The following is a 15,767-nucleotide window of genomic DNA, read 5'->3' on the forward strand; positions in this document are numbered from 1 at the left end:
TAAAGCTCTTGTCGCGCCAATGTATTGGCTCCGCGAAGCGGCTTGACCAAATTCGCGGGGCAAGGGTTCGAGTCCCCATCAAAGCACAGGATGTTGTAGCGGCGGGTCAATATTTTCCCTAAACTGCATGAAAAACGACCAAATCTGCACACCGCATATCTGCCCTGTGCCGTTTTATTGGTCTATCACCCACCCAAAGGAATACGCGCCATGCAGTTTGGTCTGTCAGAAGAACAGGAGATGATCGCGTCCACTGTTCGCAGCTTCGTCGAAAACGAGATCTACCCCCACGAGGACGCCGTAGAGCGCAGCGGCACCGTCCCCTTGGACCTGGGCGAGGAAATCAAACAGAAGTGTATCGATCTCGGCTTTTATGCCTGCAATTTCCCCGAAGAGGTTGGCGGCGCGGGTCTTAGCCACCTTGATTTCACGCTTGTGGAGCGCGAGTTGGGGCGCGGCTCAATGGCGCTGACCCACTTCTTTGGCCGCCCGCAGAACATCCTGATGGCGTGCAACGATGAACAACGCGAACGCTATCTGCTGCCCGCCGTGCGGGGTGAACGCATGGATGCGCTGGCGATGACCGAACCGGATGCGGGGTCAGACGTGCGTGGTATGAAATGCCAGGCGATACGCGACGGCGGTGATTGGGTCGTAAACGGGTCCAAACATTTCATCTCGGGCGCAGAGCACGCGGATTTCTTTATCGTCTTTATCGCCACCGGTGTGGATGAAACGCCGAAGGGCCCCAAGAAACGGATCACCACATTCCTTGTGGATCGCGGCACGCCTGGTTTTGAGGTGCGCGAGGGCTACAATTCGGTCAGCCATAGGGGCTACAAGAATTACATCCTGACCTTTGACGATTGCCGTTTGCCCGACGCGCAGGTGCTGGGCGAGGTTGATGGCGGTTTCGCGGTGATGAACGAATGGCTTTATGCAACGCGGCTGACGGTTGCTGCGTTTTCGGTCGGGCGGGCGCGGCGCTGTTTTGACTATGCGCTGAACTATGCCGCAGAACGAAAGCAGTTCGGCCAGCAGATTGGCAAGTTTCAGGGCGTCGGTTTCCAGATCGCTGATATGATTACCGAGATTGACGCCGCTGACTGGCTGACCCTTGCTGCGGCGTGGCGTCTGGATCAGAACCTGCCCGCCAACCGCGAGATTGCCTCGGCCAAGCTTTATGCCTCTGAAATGTTGGCGCGGGTCACGGACACGACGCTGCAAATTTTCGGCGGGATGGGCCTGATGGACGATTTCCCGATCGAGCGTTTCTGGCGCGATGCGCGGGTTGAACGCATCTGGGACGGCACGTCCGAAATCCAGCGCCACATCATCAGCCGCGATCTGCTGCGCCCCTTGGGCGCATAAGACCAAAAACCGATCAGGACCGTCGATGACAACAAAGCTCACCAGACTGCTGCGCCCCAAGTCCATCGCCGTCATTGGCGGCGGCGCCTGGTGTCGGCAGGTCATCCTGCAATCCGAGCGCATGGGTTATGAGGGCGACATCTGGCCGGTGCATCCCAAGGCAGGTGACGTCGCGGGCCACACGGCCTTTGGCCGCCTCCAGGACTTGCCCGCTGCGCCCGATGCCGCGTTCATCGGCATCAACCGGCACGCCACCATTGATGCGGTTCAGGCACTGTCGGCAATGGGCGCAGGCGGGGCGGTATGTTTCGCCTCCGGCTTTTCCGAAGCCGTGGCCGAGGATGAAACCGGCACCGACCTACAGGAACTGCTGATCGCGGCGGCAGGCGACATGCCGCTGCTTGGGCCAAATTGCTATGGTTTTATCAACGCGCTGGACGGTGCGCTTTTGTGGCCGGACCAGCATGGCGCAACACCGGTCGACAAGGGCGTGGCGATCCTCACGCAAAGCTCGAACATTTCGATCAATCTGACCATGCAGCAACGGGCCCTGCCAATTGCGTATATGGTGGCCTGCGGGAACATGGCGCAGACCAGTCAGGCGGAAATTGCAACGGCCCTGGTCGACGATCCGCGTGTGACGGCCATCGGGCTGCATATCGAAGGGTTCAAGGACATCCGCCATTGGGAGGCATTGGCCGCAAAAGCTTATGCAAGAGGCGTGCCGTTGGTCGCGCTCAAGGTGGGGGCCTCCGAACAGGCGCAGGCCGCAACCGTGTCACACACCGCGTCGCTTGCCGGCAGCGATGCGGGCGCGCAGGCGCTTTTGAACCGGCTGGGTATTCCGCGTCTTGCAGCCTTGCCCGATTTCCTTGAGACTTTGAAACTGTTGCACTGCTATGGCCCGCTGCCGGGCGGCAACATCGCCTCGATCAGTTGTTCTGGCGGGGAGGCCAGCCTGATCGCAGATATGGCAGTTGGCACGGGACTGACCTTTCCAAACCTGACGACTGGTCAAAAAAACCAATTGCGCGCTGCACTCGGACCGATGGTCGCACTGAACAACCCGCTGGATTATCACACCTATATCTGGCGCGATACCAAGGCGATGACGCAGGCTTGGTCCGGCATGACTGGGGAGAACATCGACCTGACGTTCTCTATCGTGGACTACCCGACCACCGATGCAACGGACTGGGTCTGCACCAAGCAGGCCGCGTTGAACTTGCGCGCCGCCACCGGCGCACGCTTTGCCATCGCATCGACCCTGCCTGAACTCTTGCCGCTTGATATTGCACAGGACTTGATGGCCGGCGGCGTCGTCCCCTTAATGGGTCTGCGCGAAGCCCTCGCTGCCATCCGTGCTGCCGGTCAGATCGCGCGTCCTGCGACAGAGCCGATCTGCCTGCCGGGATCGGCAACCGCCACGCTGATGCTGACCGAAGCGCAGGCCAAGAAAGCCTTGTCCGAACATGGTTTGCATATCCCGAGGCACTGCACCGTTCAAAGCCCCGACGCCGCCCGCGCAGCCGCCCTGAAACTGACCTCCCCCTTTGCCATCAAAGGCGTCGGGCTGGCGCACAAATCAGAACACGCGGCAGTCCGTCTGGGGATCAGCGCCGAAGATGTGGCAGACGTCGCCGCTGCTATCGGCACACAAGAGATCCTGATCGAAGAGATGATCACCGGCGCAGTGGCAGAGCTACTGGTCGGAGTCCTGCGCGACCCGGCTCATGGTTTTGTGCTGACCCTTGGCGCAGGCGGCGTCCTGACCGAAGTGTTGCGAGACACCGTATCCTTGCTGGTGCCCAGCGCGCCCGAAGACATCCGCTCGGCGCTCGGCACCCTGAAAATCGCCCCGCTTCTCGCAGGCCATCGCGGTCAGCCCGCGGCCGATCTGGATGCGATCCTCGGTGCCGTCGTGGCAATACAGACCTATGTGGTGCAGAATGCCGACACGCTTTGCGAGGTCGAAATAAACCCGCTTCTCTGTACGCCCGACAGGGCGGTCGCAGCGGATGCTCTTATCAGAAAGGCCTGAAAATGGACTCGATCAAAACCCGCCGTGATGGCGCAATTCTTGAGGTGACGCTGGACCGGCCCAAGGCCAACGCCATTGATCTGGCCACCAGCCGCATCATGGGAGAGGTTTTCGCCGACTTCCGCGACGACCCGGGCCTGCGCGTCGCCATCGTGACCGGCGCAGGCGAAAAGTTTTTTTGCCCCGGCTGGGATCTCAAAGCCGCAGCCGACGGCGATGCCGTGGACGGTGACTATGGTGTCGGCGGGTTTGGCGGACTGCAGGAACTGCGCGATCTGAACAAACCTGTCATCGCTGCGGTGAACGGCATTGCCTGCGGCGGCGGACTGGAACTGGCCCTGTCAGCCGACATGATCCTTGCCGCAGACCACGCCACCTTCGCCCTCCCCGAAATCCGCTCAGGCACCGTCGCGGATGCAGCCAGCGTCAAGCTGCCCAAACGCATCCCCTACCACATCGCGATGGAGCTTTTGCTGACCGGGCGCTGGTTCGACACCGCAGAGGCAAAGGGCTGGGGGCTTGTGAACGAAATTGTCCCCGCAGATCAGTTGATGAACCGCGCATGGGATCTTGCCCGCCTTCTGGCCTCCGGTCCGCCGCTGGTCCACGCGGCCATCAAGGAAATCGTGCGCGACGCCGAAGATGCAAAGTTTCAGGATGCCATGAACCGTATCACCAAACGCCAACTGCGCAGCGTCGACACGCTTTATTCCAGTGACGATCAGCTGGAAGGCGCACGGGCTTTCGCAGAAAAACGCGACCCGGTCTGGAAGGGTCGGTAAAGCGGTAAGGTGTTCATGGGCGTAGATGAATAGATCGCAATGAGAGGCGGTCCTAGTTTTTCGACCAGTTTTCAGCCTTGTTGAGGTGGATCAGGGTTTCATTTCAGGCTGCCAGTCTCATTGGTTCTGTTTTGCTGGCATAGGCCTCGTCAGGGGTCAAGATTCCGTGGGGCGAATGTGGGCGTTCGACCTTGTAGTGGGCCAGCCACTTTCCGATGCCAGCCTTCGCCTCCGAGCCTGTCTCAAAGGCGTGCAGATAGACGCATTCGTTTTTGAGTGACCGCCAGAGCCGTTCGATCATGCGATTGTCACGCCACGCGGCTGTGCCAATCCATGATGGTCACGAGTTCGACGTGGAAAGCGGCCTCTGCCACTACCGTGCCCGCCACTATGACCCGGACACAGGCCGCTTCCTGCAATCCGACCCGCTGGGCATTGCCGCAGGCGACATGAACCTTTACGCCTACACGTGGAACGATCCAGCCAACTGGTCGGACCCAAGCGGGTTGACCTCAAGCAATGAGAACAGCCGCTTGACCAGTGGTGTTGCTGGCATGACGCGCTATGCGGGCAAGCAAGTGGGCAAAGGCGCAAAATGTGTTGCCCAAAAAATCGGCACCGCTTTAACGAGTATCGCGAAAAACCTTGCTGCTGGGCGCGACATTTCGCGAGGTGCATTCGTAAATCGTCCAGGATGTCGAACAGGCTTCCGTGCTCAAAAATGTAGGTGTGGAAGCGGAGGGTCCCGTTCTTCCTTCACCGCAGGCACCGAAGTTCTGACCCCCAACGGCAAAGTCGCCATCGAAACCCTGCGCGAGGGCGATATGGTTGTCGCCCGCAACGAAGACACGGGCGTTTCGGGCACCTTCCCTGTAACGGCTCTGATGACCCGCGTAGCGCTGGACACCTATTGGGTTGAGCTTGCACGGGCGGATGGAACGACGACGCGGCTTGGCGTCACGTCCGAGCATCCGATGTTCGTGGTCGGCAAAGGCTGACTGCCTGCAGGCGAGGTTGAGGCGGGGGACAAGATCCGGGATGCGGCTTTGGGGGAACTGCTGGTTCTGTCGGTGGAGGCCGATGATAACCCCCAACGCGTCCACAACCTCGAGATTGCCGACGCCCACACCTACTTCGCCGGAGACCTGGAGGCGTGGGGGCATAATAACAATGCTCCACCCCCCCAACCCTTCAAAGGTTACTGTCAACGGCGAATGCTATACGAGCAACTTCCCTAATGACCACGGCCCGGCTCATTTTCATGTCAGTGGTGGAGGATCACTCGAAACGTCCGCTACTGAATTCATCTTCGGGATCGAATTCTACGACACGCCAGGGTCCGAGACCTTCGCCGTCACGGGTGATGACTTCGCCGCCCGCCAGCTCTAGCGCGTATCCGCTTGCCATCCACTCATCGTGGCCCACGAAGTTTATTGGGCAAATCAAATCCATATGACGCAGAATAGTTCACGCGAAAGAGCGCAATGGTATTGCGCCGGAGCTCTTTATTCGGTCCTGAGCAGACCTTGGGCTAAGCGTCCATCTCTGCGACGCAGCTTTCCCAGACTGGTCAATCATCCATCGTGCAGCATTTCCATTGCCAGAATGACGGCAGTGCGGACCAATGGGTCATTCATTCCCATGATCCAGTTGCCAAGGCAAACTGCCTATCTAAGATGCGCTTATGATTGATCTCCTGCTTAGCGCGCTTCCCATTCTGACGTTCACATCAAGCTCCATTCTTTTGGCGCTTGTCACATATCAACTCATCAATCCGAATTTCAGATTTTGGCCGCCTCCTGAAGGCCAACCAAGGAAAAAGACAGTGTTTATGATCCTGTTTCGGATCGTGGTCTACGGATTGATCATTTTCTCGATACTCTATGTTTGGCGCATCGGGTTGCCTGTTTCTGCGCCAGCAAAGGTTCTGGCCATCCTGTTGTTTGCTTGCGGCTTCGCCATTGCATTTGGCGCAACAATAGCACTTGGTTGGGCTAACGCATTTGGGTCGAAAGAAGGACTGCGCACCGACGGGATATTTCGTTACTCACGTAATCCAATTTACATCGCTACTTGGTTCGGCCTTGCGGGGTGGGCTTTGCTCATTCCTGTCCCATTTGCAATCGCAACGTTGATCACTTGGGCACTGATCTATTTGGTTGCCATATTCATAGAGGAACGTTGGCTTGCGCAGGAATACGGGGAACAATTCCGCGAATATTGCCAAGCGGTTCGGCGATTCTTCTGACCAAAAAGCAAACACTGCTTCAACCTTTTCAGTTTCACGGCAACATCTGGTTGCTATCCTTCTGCGAATGGCCGTTGACGATGACTGTGAGAACACCCGTCAGGTGGCGTCCGTTTGTTCATCGCGCAGCATCGCCATCTAACGAACGGCGGCGAAGCTCCGAAAGCCGCATGGTCGGAAACACGCCGCTGCCCACCCAGAGGGCTATGGGAGTGAACTCAGGAGAACGTCGTCAAGAGGCGTGACCTGAAAATCGGGCAGCAACTGTTTCAGCCGCTCGTCTGAAAGGGCGTGATCGGTGTTCCAGAGATATTTCATTTCTCTCAACTCCCGGGCAAGCTCCCATACAGGAGATGTCAGCGTCATCAGCCTCCAAGGAAATGGAACAAATTTCAGGTCGCGTTTCGCAAGGCGCTCAAGCTCAGTTTTGATCTCCAGCGCTGTGAGCGTATGCCCCTCAAACGGAATATCCTCGAATGCTGCTAATTCGTGTCGCATTTCGGCCAATTCGACCGCAGCGCGCGCCCAATCCGGCACAAAGCACATCGCCTGCCTTATTTCCGCCGGTCCGGGCAAAGTGATCCTGTTGGTTCCGATCCTTCGCAGGTACATCTCTGACATAACGCAGCCCCGCCGATCAGGGTCGATTGAACTGCCCGCGCGCAGCACGATGGTTTGTATATCACTGCTGGCATAGGTGCGCTCCATCAGCAGCCGGATTTGACCCTTGCGACTGACAGGTTTGGGTAGGGTCGTTTCTGACCAGATGCCGCCCTGATCTCCGAAGTGATAGACATTTCCGGGCAGGATCACCGTCGCACCACTGACCTTCGCTGCATGGATCACGTCCCGCGTGATCCGAGGCAAGGTATTTTTCCAGTCGTGGTAGTTTTGTGGGTTCAGCGCGTTGACGATCACATCGCAACCCTTTGCAACTTCCGACATGGTGTCTGAGGCGCGTCGATATCGTTTGACGACCCAGCCCGCGTTTTCAAAGGCTGAAGCGCTGTGTCTGCCAAACCGTCCAGAGGCGCCCAGTATCAACACTGTTCCTGTCATTCCATTGCTCCATTCGAATGTTTGGCAACAGATAAGGCGAATGGATATGAATTGGGATTGCGGAAATACTAATATTGGATATTCAATATTGAATGTTACTGAATTCAGATAGATTGGACTGGACCTATATTCGCGCCTTCCTCGCTGTGGCCGAAACTGGATCCTTGACCGCAGCTGCCAAGAAAATCGGGCAGAGCCAGCCGACGCTCGGCCGGCATGTCAAAGCCGCCGAAGCTGCGTTGGGCACCCATTTGTTTGTCCGGGTCGCGAGCGGCCTACAGCTGACCGAGGCTGGCCTTCTGTTGTTGGAACCCGCCCGAGACATGGAACGGGCTTATGCGCGGATGGCAACTCTGGCCGCAGGCCATGACGAGCGCCTGTCCGGCACTGTCCGGATCACCGCCAGCGTGGTCATCTCCCACTATCTGCTCCCGCCAATCATTGCAGAGATACGCAGCAGCGAACCTGACATCGAAATCGAACTGGTCCCCTCCGATACGACCGAGAACCTCGTCTTTCGCGAGGCAGACATCGCAATCCGCATGTTCCGCCCTGAGCAGCTTGACATTGTGACCCGAAAACTCAAGGAACAGCCGCTGGCGCTCTACGCCGCCCATGATCTCCTGCTTCAAAGGGGGCAACCAAAAAATCTCAAGGATCTTGCCGCCTTTCCGTTTGTCGGTTTTGACCGATCAGAAATAATCCTGCGCCAGATGCGCAAACTGGGCTTCCAGATCGACAAACACTATTTCGGTGTTCGCTGTGACCAGCAGGCTGTCTTCTGGGAGTTGGTGCGCGCCGGATGCGGCGTTGGTGCGATGCAAACCTGCATCGCGGACGCAGACCCGAAGGTTCGAAAGCTAAGTTTCCAGCCTGATCTGCCAAGTCTGCCCATGTGGCTCGCTGCGCATGAAACTTTACACAAGTCCCCGCGGGTCAAACGAGTGTGGAAATTGCTGATAGACCATCTTGCGCCGGGTTAACTATGTCGGACGCAAATCTTCTATCAATGTCCTGCAACCACTCAAGCGCTGCTCATCCCGAAAAGCATCGCACCAAGGGCAACGAAGTGGATCAGCATGATCGCCCTGTCATTCCACAGCACACCGACTGCAAACCAGCCCAGAACGCCCACAAGAAACAAATATAGGTTCCAAGGTGTCCAGCCGAAGGCCGTCGCCGTATAGCCCATGATCTGGACAATCGACGCTGCCCACTTCACCGTAAAAGCGGTGCGCCCTGTGGCGGCCACGGCCATTGCGACATCAGACGGCACGGGTCAGCCCACCGTCGATCCGCAGGTTCTGGCCTGTCATGTAAGCACCCTGCTCGGATGCCAGCCAAGAGATCAGCGACGACACCTCGTCCGCTTTGCCATACCGCCCCATGGGAATACGCGCGCGGCGATCCTCGGTTTCAGGCAGGCTGTCGATAAACCCCGGCAGGACATTGTTCGCACGGATATTGTCGGGCGCGTACTTGTCCGCGTATAGCTTGGTGAATGCGGCAAGGCCGGCGCGGAACACGCCCGAGGTCGGGAACAGCGGATCGGGCTCGAAGGCAGCAAAGGTCGAGATGTTGATGATTGCTCCGCCACCCTGCGCCTGCATGACTGGCGTCACCAGTCGCACAGGCCGAACGACGTTCAGCAGATAGACTTCCATGCCCAGGTGCCAATCATCATCCGAGATGTCCAGCACCGGGCCTTTCGGGCCGTGCCCAGCCGAGTTGACCAAAACATCGACCCGACCCCACCGGTCAGTCGCGCCTTCTACCAGTGCGGCAATATCGTCGTTCGAGCGGTTTGACCCGGTGACCCCAAAACCACCCAACTCCTTGCCGAGCGCCTCACCCTTACCGGACGAAGACAAGATCCCGACACGAAAGCCGTCTGCGGCCAGTTTGCGTGCAGCATCAGCGCCCATGCCGCTGCCACCAGCTGTGATAAGTGCGACCTTTTCTACTGACATGCTATTCTCCAACATTGCTTCAACCAATTTTTTATAGGAAACTGATGAATATTACGCATAAGAATTGATGTTGCCTGACAGTAGGAATACTATTGTCAGATGACCCAGATTCCGCCCCTCAACGGATTGCGCGCATTCGAAGTGGCAGGCCGTCATCTGAACTTCCGTGCTGCGGCCGAAGAATTGGGCGTGACGCAAGGCGCCGTCGCGCAGCAAGTGCGGCAACTCGAAGCTCAGCTGGGAATACCCCTGTTCGAACGGCTGTCCAAAGGGTTGGCATTCACATCATCCGGCCGCAGCTACCATGGGCGTGTCGCCACAGCGTTCGAGGAATTGCGTGCGGCCACCGCGACCTTGCGCCCCGAACCGGGTAGGGTTTTGGTAAGTGTCACGCCGACCTTCGCGGCAAAATGGTTGATCCCGAACCTACCAGATTTTTCGGCGACCCATCCACAGATCGACCTGCAGATCCTTGCCACTGAAAAGATCTCGAACTTTCACGGCGACGGGATCGATGTGGCCATCCGACAAGGGAAACCGCCATTCGGCGCGGCGCTGGATGTTGTCCGCCTGTTTCGGCAGGAGATCATCGCAGTTGCAGCCCCTTCACTGGTCGCGCAGCACCGCTTGCCGCTCACCCCGGAAGCCCTGTCACAACTGCCCAAATTGCACGACGCCCACAATCTCTGGCCCGTTTTTCTTAAGAATCTGAAAATCGAGGATCATGGAGGCCACGGACTGCGCCTGAACCAGACCGCTCTCACCATAGACGCCGCGCTTTCAGGCCAGGGCGTAGCCCTTGTCAGCAGTTTTCTCGTAAAGCGTGACATTGCGGCAAATCATCTTGTGCAGGTCATTTCTGAAACGCTTACGGGCGATCAACACTTTTACATGTTGACCATGCGCGGGCCGAAACGCAGTTCATCGTCTCAAGCTGTCGTGGAATGGTTTGCCGCGAAGGCAGAATACCCATAACTGCCTTTGTTGCTCACCTGCAGCGAAGGTCTGCGTCCCGCCCTTTCTCTAACAACCCACTGGACTTCCAGGCATTTGAGAGCGGTGCTTTCGTCACGAAACATCGCCCGGGATCGCCGGGCTTCACTCAATACGGGACGAAGGACTGGCCTTCGCAAATGAGTCGAGGGCGATGATGACGGAAACCGCACAGAAAACCAAAGTCGCGAAAGCAAAAGCCGTAAAGGCGAGGCCAGTGCGACGGGAACAACTGACCAAACTGCTGAACCGCAAGACCAGCGCTTTGATTCCACGAATGGAGAAGGCATTCGGTTGGCAGCCGCATACGGCCCGGGCCACGCTTCTTTGGGGTTCAGTGATGCGACGGATCCGCTGTGCCATCTATACCCGCAAGAGGTCGGAAGACGGGCTGGAGCAGGACTTCAACTCGCTGGATGCACAGCGGGAAGCCTGTAAGGCTTAGATCGCCAGCCAGAAACACGAGGGCTGGGAACTGCTGCCCGAACACTATGACGATGGCGGCATATCGGGCGGACATCTGGAGCGCCCGGCGCTTCAACGACTGATGCAGGCTGTAGACGAGAAACGCGTCGATCAGATTGTGGTCTACAAGATCGACAGGTTGAAGCGTCCTCTGACCGACTTCGCCAAGCTGGTTGACCAGTTGGATGCGGCTGAAACCTCTTTCATATCTGTCACACAAAGCTCTAGCACCGCAACCAGCATGGGGCGCCTGACATTGAACATGCCGCTCAGCTTTGCCCAGTTCGAACGTGAGGTCACGGCGGTACGAATCCGGGACAAGAAACAGGCCTATGAGGGACAACATTCAGCCGTCATCGGCCCGGCAGTGTGGGACAAGGTTCAGGACATGCTGCAGAGCGGGGCAGCGGTTGCTCGCGGTTCCAGACAAAAAAGCGACCAGATCACCTCTGGCGGGCAAGCTCCTTGATGAAACCGGCGATCGTCTGACACCTAGTCACAGCCGCAAGAACGGTAAACGACTTCGCTACTATATCTCCCGCAGGCTGGTCAAAGATCGCAGCCGGAAGCATCCGGATGCGTGGCGGCTGCCCGCACAACAGATAGAGGGCTAGCTGGCTGAACTGGTAGGGCAGCTTCTGACCAGACCCGGCGTAGCGGTGTCAATGACCGAAGGGTTGATTGCCGCCGAACTCGCAGATGTCTCGAAAAGACTTCAGGAAAAGGGCAATGCAACGGAACAAATGAATGTTATGGAATTGACGATCGACGCTCCATTCCAGATGCGCCGGCGAGGCGTGGAATTGAAACTCCATCTCGGCGAGGCACCGGCAGAGATCGACAGAACGCTGGTGCAGAACATCATGGAGGGGCGCAGCTGGCTGGCAATGGTCATCGCAGGAAAAGCCTTCTCTGAGATCGCCGAAACTGAAGGGGTATCGAAGCGCCGCGTTCAGGAGGTGACCAACCTGCATTGCTTGTGCCCGATGTTCTTGACGGCATCGCCGCAGGTGGACAGCCCGATGACCTCACCACGGACTACCTGATCAAGACCCGGTTCTCGGCTGTCTGGACTGAACAGCGCACGCAGTTCGCATCGCTCTAAAACAAAACACCCTGAAATCTGCAAACTCATACCGCCGGAATCGCAAACAGAGATTACGGCGTGTAATCGGCCCGGTTCGTGCTCTTATTTGCGTCTCTGCTGAAATCCCGGTCTGCCAGGCGCCCGAACACACGCGACATTCGCGCGGTAACTGTTCAGCGTCTGAAAACAGGGAAGTTAGTGGCTGGGGTGGTAGGATTTTCTTCTAACATATTGAAATATATATAAACTCAAGGATATTGGGTCAATGGGGGGAATGCGGAAACCAATTTGAACGCTATCTGTGTCTCATCAGTAGAAAAGCATCAATTGTTTGGCTATCACGTTTGTCTTTTGCGTATCGACAGGCGCAAACGTTTTGTTCTGTAGCGATGTTCAGCCGCACCTACCAACCGAAAGATGACAGAGCAAACTGAAGGCTTCCTTCGAAGATTGCGCTGGACTATTGAATCCACAGCATACACATTTTATCCCACTCCTTTCTGATAGAACATTCGAAGAACTACATCGTAATGGATCCAAGGACTGCCAAATGCCCAGTTTGAGTAAAGACAAATCGAGTTTTGACTTCATCGATCTTTTCGCGGGGATCGGCGGACTTCGGATTGGCTTTGAAGCGGTGGGAGGGCGCTGTGTTTTCACCAGTGAATGGAATAAGTATTCTCAGCAGACGTATTCTGAGAACTTTGGAGCGGATCACCCTATTGAAGGCGACATCACAGAAATTGCCGCGTCAGATATTCCCTCACATGACGTCCTGTTGGCCGGTTTTCCGTGCCAACCTTTCAGTATTGCGGGCGTAAGCAAAAAGAACTCTCTCGGCCGAGCTCACGGTTTTCTTGATGAGACACAAGGCACGCTGTTTTTTGATGTCGTCCGAATTATTGAGCACCACAAGCCGCGAGCATTCCTTTTGGAAAATGTGAAGAACCTACTTTCGCATGACAAGGGCAATACGATGCGAGTGATCCTGCACGCTTTGGACGAGTTGGGCTACGAAGTTGACTACAAAGTAATCAACGCGCGCAATTGGGTGCCGCAGAATCGAGAACGTATATTCATAGTAGGTTTTCGGCGCGACCATCCCACCAATTTTACGCTCGACGACGTATGTATTCCTGAGAGTCCAAATCCAACATTGAAGGACATATTGCACCCCGAGAACGGTAGCGAAACTCCTGAGCCACCTTTTACTGAGGGAAAGAATGGCAAGGTTGCAGCCAAGTATACACTCACGCCAAAGCTCTGGGAGTATCTTCAGGCATACGCAAAGAAACACAAAGCAGCTGGAAATGGATTTGGATTTGGCCTGCGGGGGCCAGATGACGTAGCCCGAACTCTTTCAGCTCGGTATTATAAAGATGGATCCGAAATACTTATTGATCAAAACGGAGGTATTCCTCGGAGATTGACACCTCGTGAATGTGCTAGACTAATGGGATTTGATCGCGCCGGATCAAACAAGCCATGGAGAATACCGGTTTCTGACACTCAGGCGTATCGCCAGTTTGGCAACGCAGTTGCTGCTCCTGTTGCAATTGCGATTGCTGAAGCAATGGCGCCGTGGATCAAAAACACCGTCGCAATCACACCCAAACGCAACATAGCCTTATAAACCCAAGATGCCTAAGTCACGTTCGGAAATCATGGCTTCAATACGGGCAAAAGACACGAAACCTGAACTGACTGTTAGGCGTGCCCTGCACAAGCGTGGTTTTCGTTTTAGGCTTCATGGAAAGGATCTTGCCGGGAAACCAGACATAGTTCTTCCGAAGTTCAAGTCAGTGATTTTCGTCAATGGCTGCTTCTGGCACGCGCATTCTGACTGCCCCTACTTTCGCATTCCAAAAACGCAGACAGAATTCTGGCAACGAAAACTTTTGGGAAACGCCGCTCGAGATAAGAGAAATATAGCGACTCTGGCGGAGCAAGGATGGCGTTCCTTGGTGGTGTGGGAGTGTGCTACGCGCCAACTTGACGCAGAAATAATTGCAGAAAAAATCGCCTTTTGGTTGCGCAACGGTGGTCAATCAGGGAGTTTGGAGGCAGTCTCCTAAGGAGAATGCAACGAGCTCCGCATAACAAGTAAAAAAGGATTTTCATGACAATTGAATTGATCAACGAACCGGATGCGCCGCGCCTCATAAATGGCCTTCGCGACACCGGGTATAATTTTAGAACTGCGGCTGCCGATATTATCGACAATTCAATTGCTGCGAGTGCGACAACTGTAAACATCGAATTAGAATTGCGACCAGATGGACGTAAGATTGTTTACTTCGGTGATAATGGCAATGGGATGAGTGCGGACGAGTTGTATGAGGCAATGCGTTACGGCGCTCCTGAACGAGAAAATCCTGAGAGTCTGGGCAAGTTTGGACTTGGCATGAAAACGGCATCCAGCTCCGTATGTCGTTGTTTTACAATTATCTCGAAGAAATCGGGTGAAACCGAGCTAAATAAGCTGGCTTGGGATCTCGATCACGTGGAAAAAACATCACTGTGGCAGATGAACCGGGATCCTATCACCGATGAGGAAACTGAAAGCTTTGAAGATTTGTGTGGTGAGCATGGGACGCTGGTTGTTTGGTCTAAGTGCGATCGAATTCTATTCAAGGACTATGATGAACCCGGCGGAACGAAAGAGCGCCAAGCTGTAAAACGCCTTTCAAACAGCCTCAAAGAACATGTCAGCCTAATATATCATCGTTTCCTTGACTCCAATGATGCTCGCGAACGGGAGGTAACAATCTCAATCGATGGCGACCCGGTATCGTCTTGGAACCCCTTCTTCGCTGAAAGGTCTGAACAGGTTTTAACAGCCGAACAGCAAAGAATGGAGATCGTAACAGAAGATGGCGAAGTTCGAGTTGCTTCGGTTAAGGCATGGATACTCCCTCACCGAAACGACCTTGATGAAGCGGAAAGGGCCAAGGCCAAAATCACCAATCGCGGCCAAGGCTTCTACATCTTCCGTGAAGGGCGACTTATAAGCGAAGGTGGATGGTTGGGTGTCTTTGGGGCCTTCAACACCATTGAACCACACATGTCCCTTCTTAGGATCGAGTTTGATTTCGGCCATGAGTTGGACGAAGCGTTCTCCATTGACGTGAAAAAGTCTCGAATCCTTCTGGATCCTGCGTTGTCTGATTATCTTAAAGAACTACTCGGACCAGCTCGCCGAGAAGCCGAACTTCGATATCGTCGCAAGGAAAAGAAGAAGGCGGCCGCGGCGAAGGTCGACCACACTTCAGCCAACAATAGCGTCGCATCTACGAAGAACACTCGTGCGGGCACTGTTGACGACGCTAATGCGAGTGAACAGACGGCTGTTGTCACCAATAATCGTGGGGCAAGAATAAAAATTAAGTCTGTCGTTCAGAATGACGTTCAGGCGGATTCCGTCTATGTTGAAGCCGTCGACGATATTACAACTGGAGACCTTTGGGAACCCGCGCTTCGCAGCCCGAAGTCGACGGATCATGTTCCTGCGGTTCTTCTGAACAAACACCACGATTTCTACCAAAAAATTTACTTGCGAGCAGCTTCGAGTGGATTTGCCGTCGAGGGAATGGATTTGTTGCTTTGGGCTCTCGCAGTGGCGGAGCAGAACAACACAAACGCCGAACTTGACCCTATGTTCCGTGACATCCGAGAAGAAGTGTCATCCAATCTCCGAAAGCTGTTGAGAGATGTTCCGACGCCGTCGGAGAGGGACTTGGAAGAGTAGGTT

General features: G+C 55.6%; 17 protein-coding genes and 1 pseudogene. 13 read left to right on the top strand and 5 right to left on the bottom strand.

Annotated elements, in window-relative coordinates:
- The first annotated feature begins 210 nt into the window (after nt 1–210).
- From ACXYMP_RS09915 to ACXYMP_RS09925, 3 genes are read left to right on the top strand one after another with little or no spacing between them, the layout of a single operon-like run.
- On the top strand, nt 211–1,371 hold the full coding sequence (locus tag ACXYMP_RS09915) for an acyl-CoA dehydrogenase family protein (protein WP_298565100.1): 1,161 nt from the start codon (nt 211–213) through the stop codon (nt 1,369–1,371).
- A gap of 25 nt (nt 1,372–1,396) precedes the next feature.
- Entirely contained in the window at nt 1,397–3,412 is a 2,016-nt protein-coding gene (locus ACXYMP_RS09920) for an acetate--CoA ligase family protein (RefSeq protein ID WP_458906004.1), read from the top strand.
- A gap of 2 nt (nt 3,413–3,414) precedes the next feature.
- Nucleotides 3,415–4,194 carry a carnitinyl-CoA dehydratase gene (locus ACXYMP_RS09925; protein WP_298565095.1) on the top strand — a complete coding sequence of 260 codons (780 nt, stop codon included), beginning with the start codon at nt 3,415–3,417 and terminating at the stop codon, nt 4,192–4,194.
- Between the two features lie 103 nt (nt 4,195–4,297).
- On the opposite strand, the pseudogene ACXYMP_RS09930 reads toward ACXYMP_RS09925, so the two are convergent.
- Nucleotides 4,298–4,522, bottom strand: a pseudogene (locus ACXYMP_RS09930) (integrase core domain-containing protein); the annotation flags it as partial.
- Here ACXYMP_RS09930 and ACXYMP_RS09935 point away from each other — a divergent pair.
- Entirely contained in the window at nt 4,494–5,192 is a 699-nt protein-coding gene (locus ACXYMP_RS09935) for an RHS repeat-associated core domain-containing protein (RefSeq protein WP_298565092.1), read from the top strand. The pseudogene ACXYMP_RS09930 and the gene ACXYMP_RS09935 sit on opposite strands and share 29 nt — an antisense overlap.
- A gap of 280 nt (nt 5,193–5,472) precedes the next feature.
- On the opposite strand, the gene ACXYMP_RS09940 is transcribed toward ACXYMP_RS09935, so the two are convergent.
- Nucleotides 5,473–5,601 (bottom strand): hypothetical protein, encoded by a 129-nt coding sequence (locus ACXYMP_RS09940; protein WP_458906007.1) that lies wholly within the window; start codon nt 5,599–5,601, stop codon nt 5,473–5,475.
- Between the two features lie 277 nt (nt 5,602–5,878).
- On the opposite strand from ACXYMP_RS09940, the gene ACXYMP_RS09945 reads away from it, so the two are divergent.
- Nucleotides 5,879–6,442, top strand: coding sequence for a methyltransferase family protein (locus ACXYMP_RS09945; protein ID WP_458906009.1), 564 nt, complete (start codon nt 5,879–5,881; stop codon nt 6,440–6,442).
- 204 nt (nt 6,443–6,646) lie between these two features.
- Here the strand turns inward: ACXYMP_RS09945 and ACXYMP_RS09950 are convergent, their stop codons facing one another.
- Nucleotides 6,647–7,489, bottom strand: coding sequence for a Rossmann-fold NAD(P)-binding domain-containing protein (locus ACXYMP_RS09950; protein WP_458906506.1), 843 nt, complete (start codon nt 7,487–7,489; stop codon nt 6,647–6,649).
- Between the two features lie 104 nt (nt 7,490–7,593).
- Between ACXYMP_RS09950 and ACXYMP_RS09955 the strand changes: the two genes are divergently transcribed.
- Nucleotides 7,594–8,484 (top strand): LysR family transcriptional regulator, encoded by an 891-nt coding sequence (locus ACXYMP_RS09955; protein WP_458906011.1) that lies wholly within the window; start codon nt 7,594–7,596, stop codon nt 8,482–8,484.
- A 41-nt stretch (nt 8,485–8,525) separates the two neighbouring features.
- Here the strand turns inward: ACXYMP_RS09955 and ACXYMP_RS09960 are convergent, their stop codons facing one another.
- Nucleotides 8,526–8,777 carry a DUF6552 family protein gene (locus ACXYMP_RS09960; protein ID WP_458906013.1) on the bottom strand — a complete coding sequence of 84 codons (252 nt, stop codon included), beginning with the start codon at nt 8,775–8,777 and terminating at the stop codon, nt 8,526–8,528.
- Nucleotides 8,767–9,471, bottom strand: a complete 705-nt coding sequence (locus tag ACXYMP_RS09965; RefSeq protein WP_298565073.1) for an SDR family oxidoreductase — start codon at nt 9,469–9,471, stop codon at nt 8,767–8,769. The genes ACXYMP_RS09960 and ACXYMP_RS09965 overlap by 11 nt, the downstream gene beginning before the upstream one ends.
- A 99-nt stretch (nt 9,472–9,570) precedes the next feature.
- Between ACXYMP_RS09965 and ACXYMP_RS09970 the strand changes: the two genes are divergently transcribed.
- The 7 genes from ACXYMP_RS09970 (at nt 9,571) to ACXYMP_RS10000 (ending at nt 15,764) form a co-directional block, all read left to right on the top strand.
- Complete coding sequence (locus tag ACXYMP_RS09970) at nt 9,571–10,446, top strand: LysR substrate-binding domain-containing protein (protein ID WP_458906015.1); 876 nt, start codon at nt 9,571–9,573, stop codon at nt 10,444–10,446.
- Nucleotides 10,447–10,618: 172 nt separating this feature from the next.
- Nucleotides 10,619–10,909 (top strand): DUF3489 domain-containing protein, encoded by a 291-nt coding sequence (locus ACXYMP_RS09975; protein WP_458906017.1) that lies wholly within the window; start codon nt 10,619–10,621, stop codon nt 10,907–10,909.
- 75 nt (nt 10,910–10,984) lie between these two features.
- Nucleotides 10,985–11,398, top strand: coding sequence for a recombinase family protein (locus ACXYMP_RS09980; protein WP_298566139.1), 414 nt, complete (start codon nt 10,985–10,987; stop codon nt 11,396–11,398).
- Between the two features lie 196 nt (nt 11,399–11,594).
- Nucleotides 11,595–11,975: a hypothetical protein gene (locus ACXYMP_RS09985; protein ID WP_458906019.1), complete on the top strand. Its 381-nt coding sequence runs from the start codon at nt 11,595–11,597 to the stop codon at nt 11,973–11,975.
- Nucleotides 11,976–12,566: 591 nt separating this feature from the next.
- The gene (gene dcm, locus ACXYMP_RS09990) at nt 12,567–13,649 is read left to right on the top strand and encodes a DNA (cytosine-5-)-methyltransferase (RefSeq protein ID WP_458906021.1); all 1,083 of its coding nucleotides are present in this window, start codon (nt 12,567–12,569) and stop codon (nt 13,647–13,649) included.
- Between the two features lie 7 nt (nt 13,650–13,656).
- A complete protein-coding gene (locus ACXYMP_RS09995; RefSeq protein ID WP_458906023.1) occupies nt 13,657–14,091 on the top strand; it encodes a very short patch repair endonuclease in 435 nt (144 codons plus the stop codon).
- Between the two features lie 44 nt (nt 14,092–14,135).
- Complete coding sequence (locus tag ACXYMP_RS10000; protein ID WP_458906025.1) at nt 14,136–15,764, top strand: ATP-binding protein; 1,629 nt, start codon at nt 14,136–14,138, stop codon at nt 15,762–15,764.
- Nucleotides 15,765–15,767 lie beyond the last annotated feature (3 nt).

The organism is Aliiroseovarius sp. CAU 1755, from assembly GCF_054482655.1.

Coding starts and splice junctions, on each gene's coding strand:
- ACXYMP_RS09915 (WP_298565100.1), top strand. CDS start 211: ATGCAGTTTGGTCTGTCAGAAGAACAGGAGATGATCGCGTCCACTGTT.
- ACXYMP_RS09920 (WP_458906004.1), top strand. CDS start 1,397: ATGACAACAAAGCTCACCAGACTGCTGCGCCCCAAGTCCATCGCCGTC.
- ACXYMP_RS09925 (WP_298565095.1), top strand. CDS start 3,415: ATGGACTCGATCAAAACCCGCCGTGATGGCGCAATTCTTGAGGTGACG.
- ACXYMP_RS09935 (WP_298565092.1), top strand. CDS start 4,494: ATGCGATTGTCACGCCACGCGGCTGTGCCAATCCATGATGGTCACGAG.
- ACXYMP_RS09940 (WP_458906007.1), bottom strand. CDS start 5,601: ATGGCAAGCGGATACGCGCTAGAGCTGGCGGGCGGCGAAGTCATCACC.
- ACXYMP_RS09945 (WP_458906009.1), top strand. CDS start 5,879: ATGATTGATCTCCTGCTTAGCGCGCTTCCCATTCTGACGTTCACATCA.
- ACXYMP_RS09955 (WP_458906011.1), top strand. CDS start 7,594: ATGTTACTGAATTCAGATAGATTGGACTGGACCTATATTCGCGCCTTC.
- ACXYMP_RS09965 (WP_298565073.1), bottom strand. CDS start 9,471: ATGTCAGTAGAAAAGGTCGCACTTATCACAGCTGGTGGCAGCGGCATG.
- ACXYMP_RS09970 (WP_458906015.1), top strand. CDS start 9,571: ATGACCCAGATTCCGCCCCTCAACGGATTGCGCGCATTCGAAGTGGCA.
- ACXYMP_RS09975 (WP_458906017.1), top strand. CDS start 10,619: ATGATGACGGAAACCGCACAGAAAACCAAAGTCGCGAAAGCAAAAGCC.
- ACXYMP_RS09985 (WP_458906019.1), top strand. CDS start 11,595: ATGACCGAAGGGTTGATTGCCGCCGAACTCGCAGATGTCTCGAAAAGA.
- dcm (WP_458906021.1), top strand. CDS start 12,567: ATGCCCAGTTTGAGTAAAGACAAATCGAGTTTTGACTTCATCGATCTT.
- ACXYMP_RS09995 (WP_458906023.1), top strand. CDS start 13,657: ATGCCTAAGTCACGTTCGGAAATCATGGCTTCAATACGGGCAAAAGAC.
- ACXYMP_RS10000 (WP_458906025.1), top strand. CDS start 14,136: ATGACAATTGAATTGATCAACGAACCGGATGCGCCGCGCCTCATAAAT.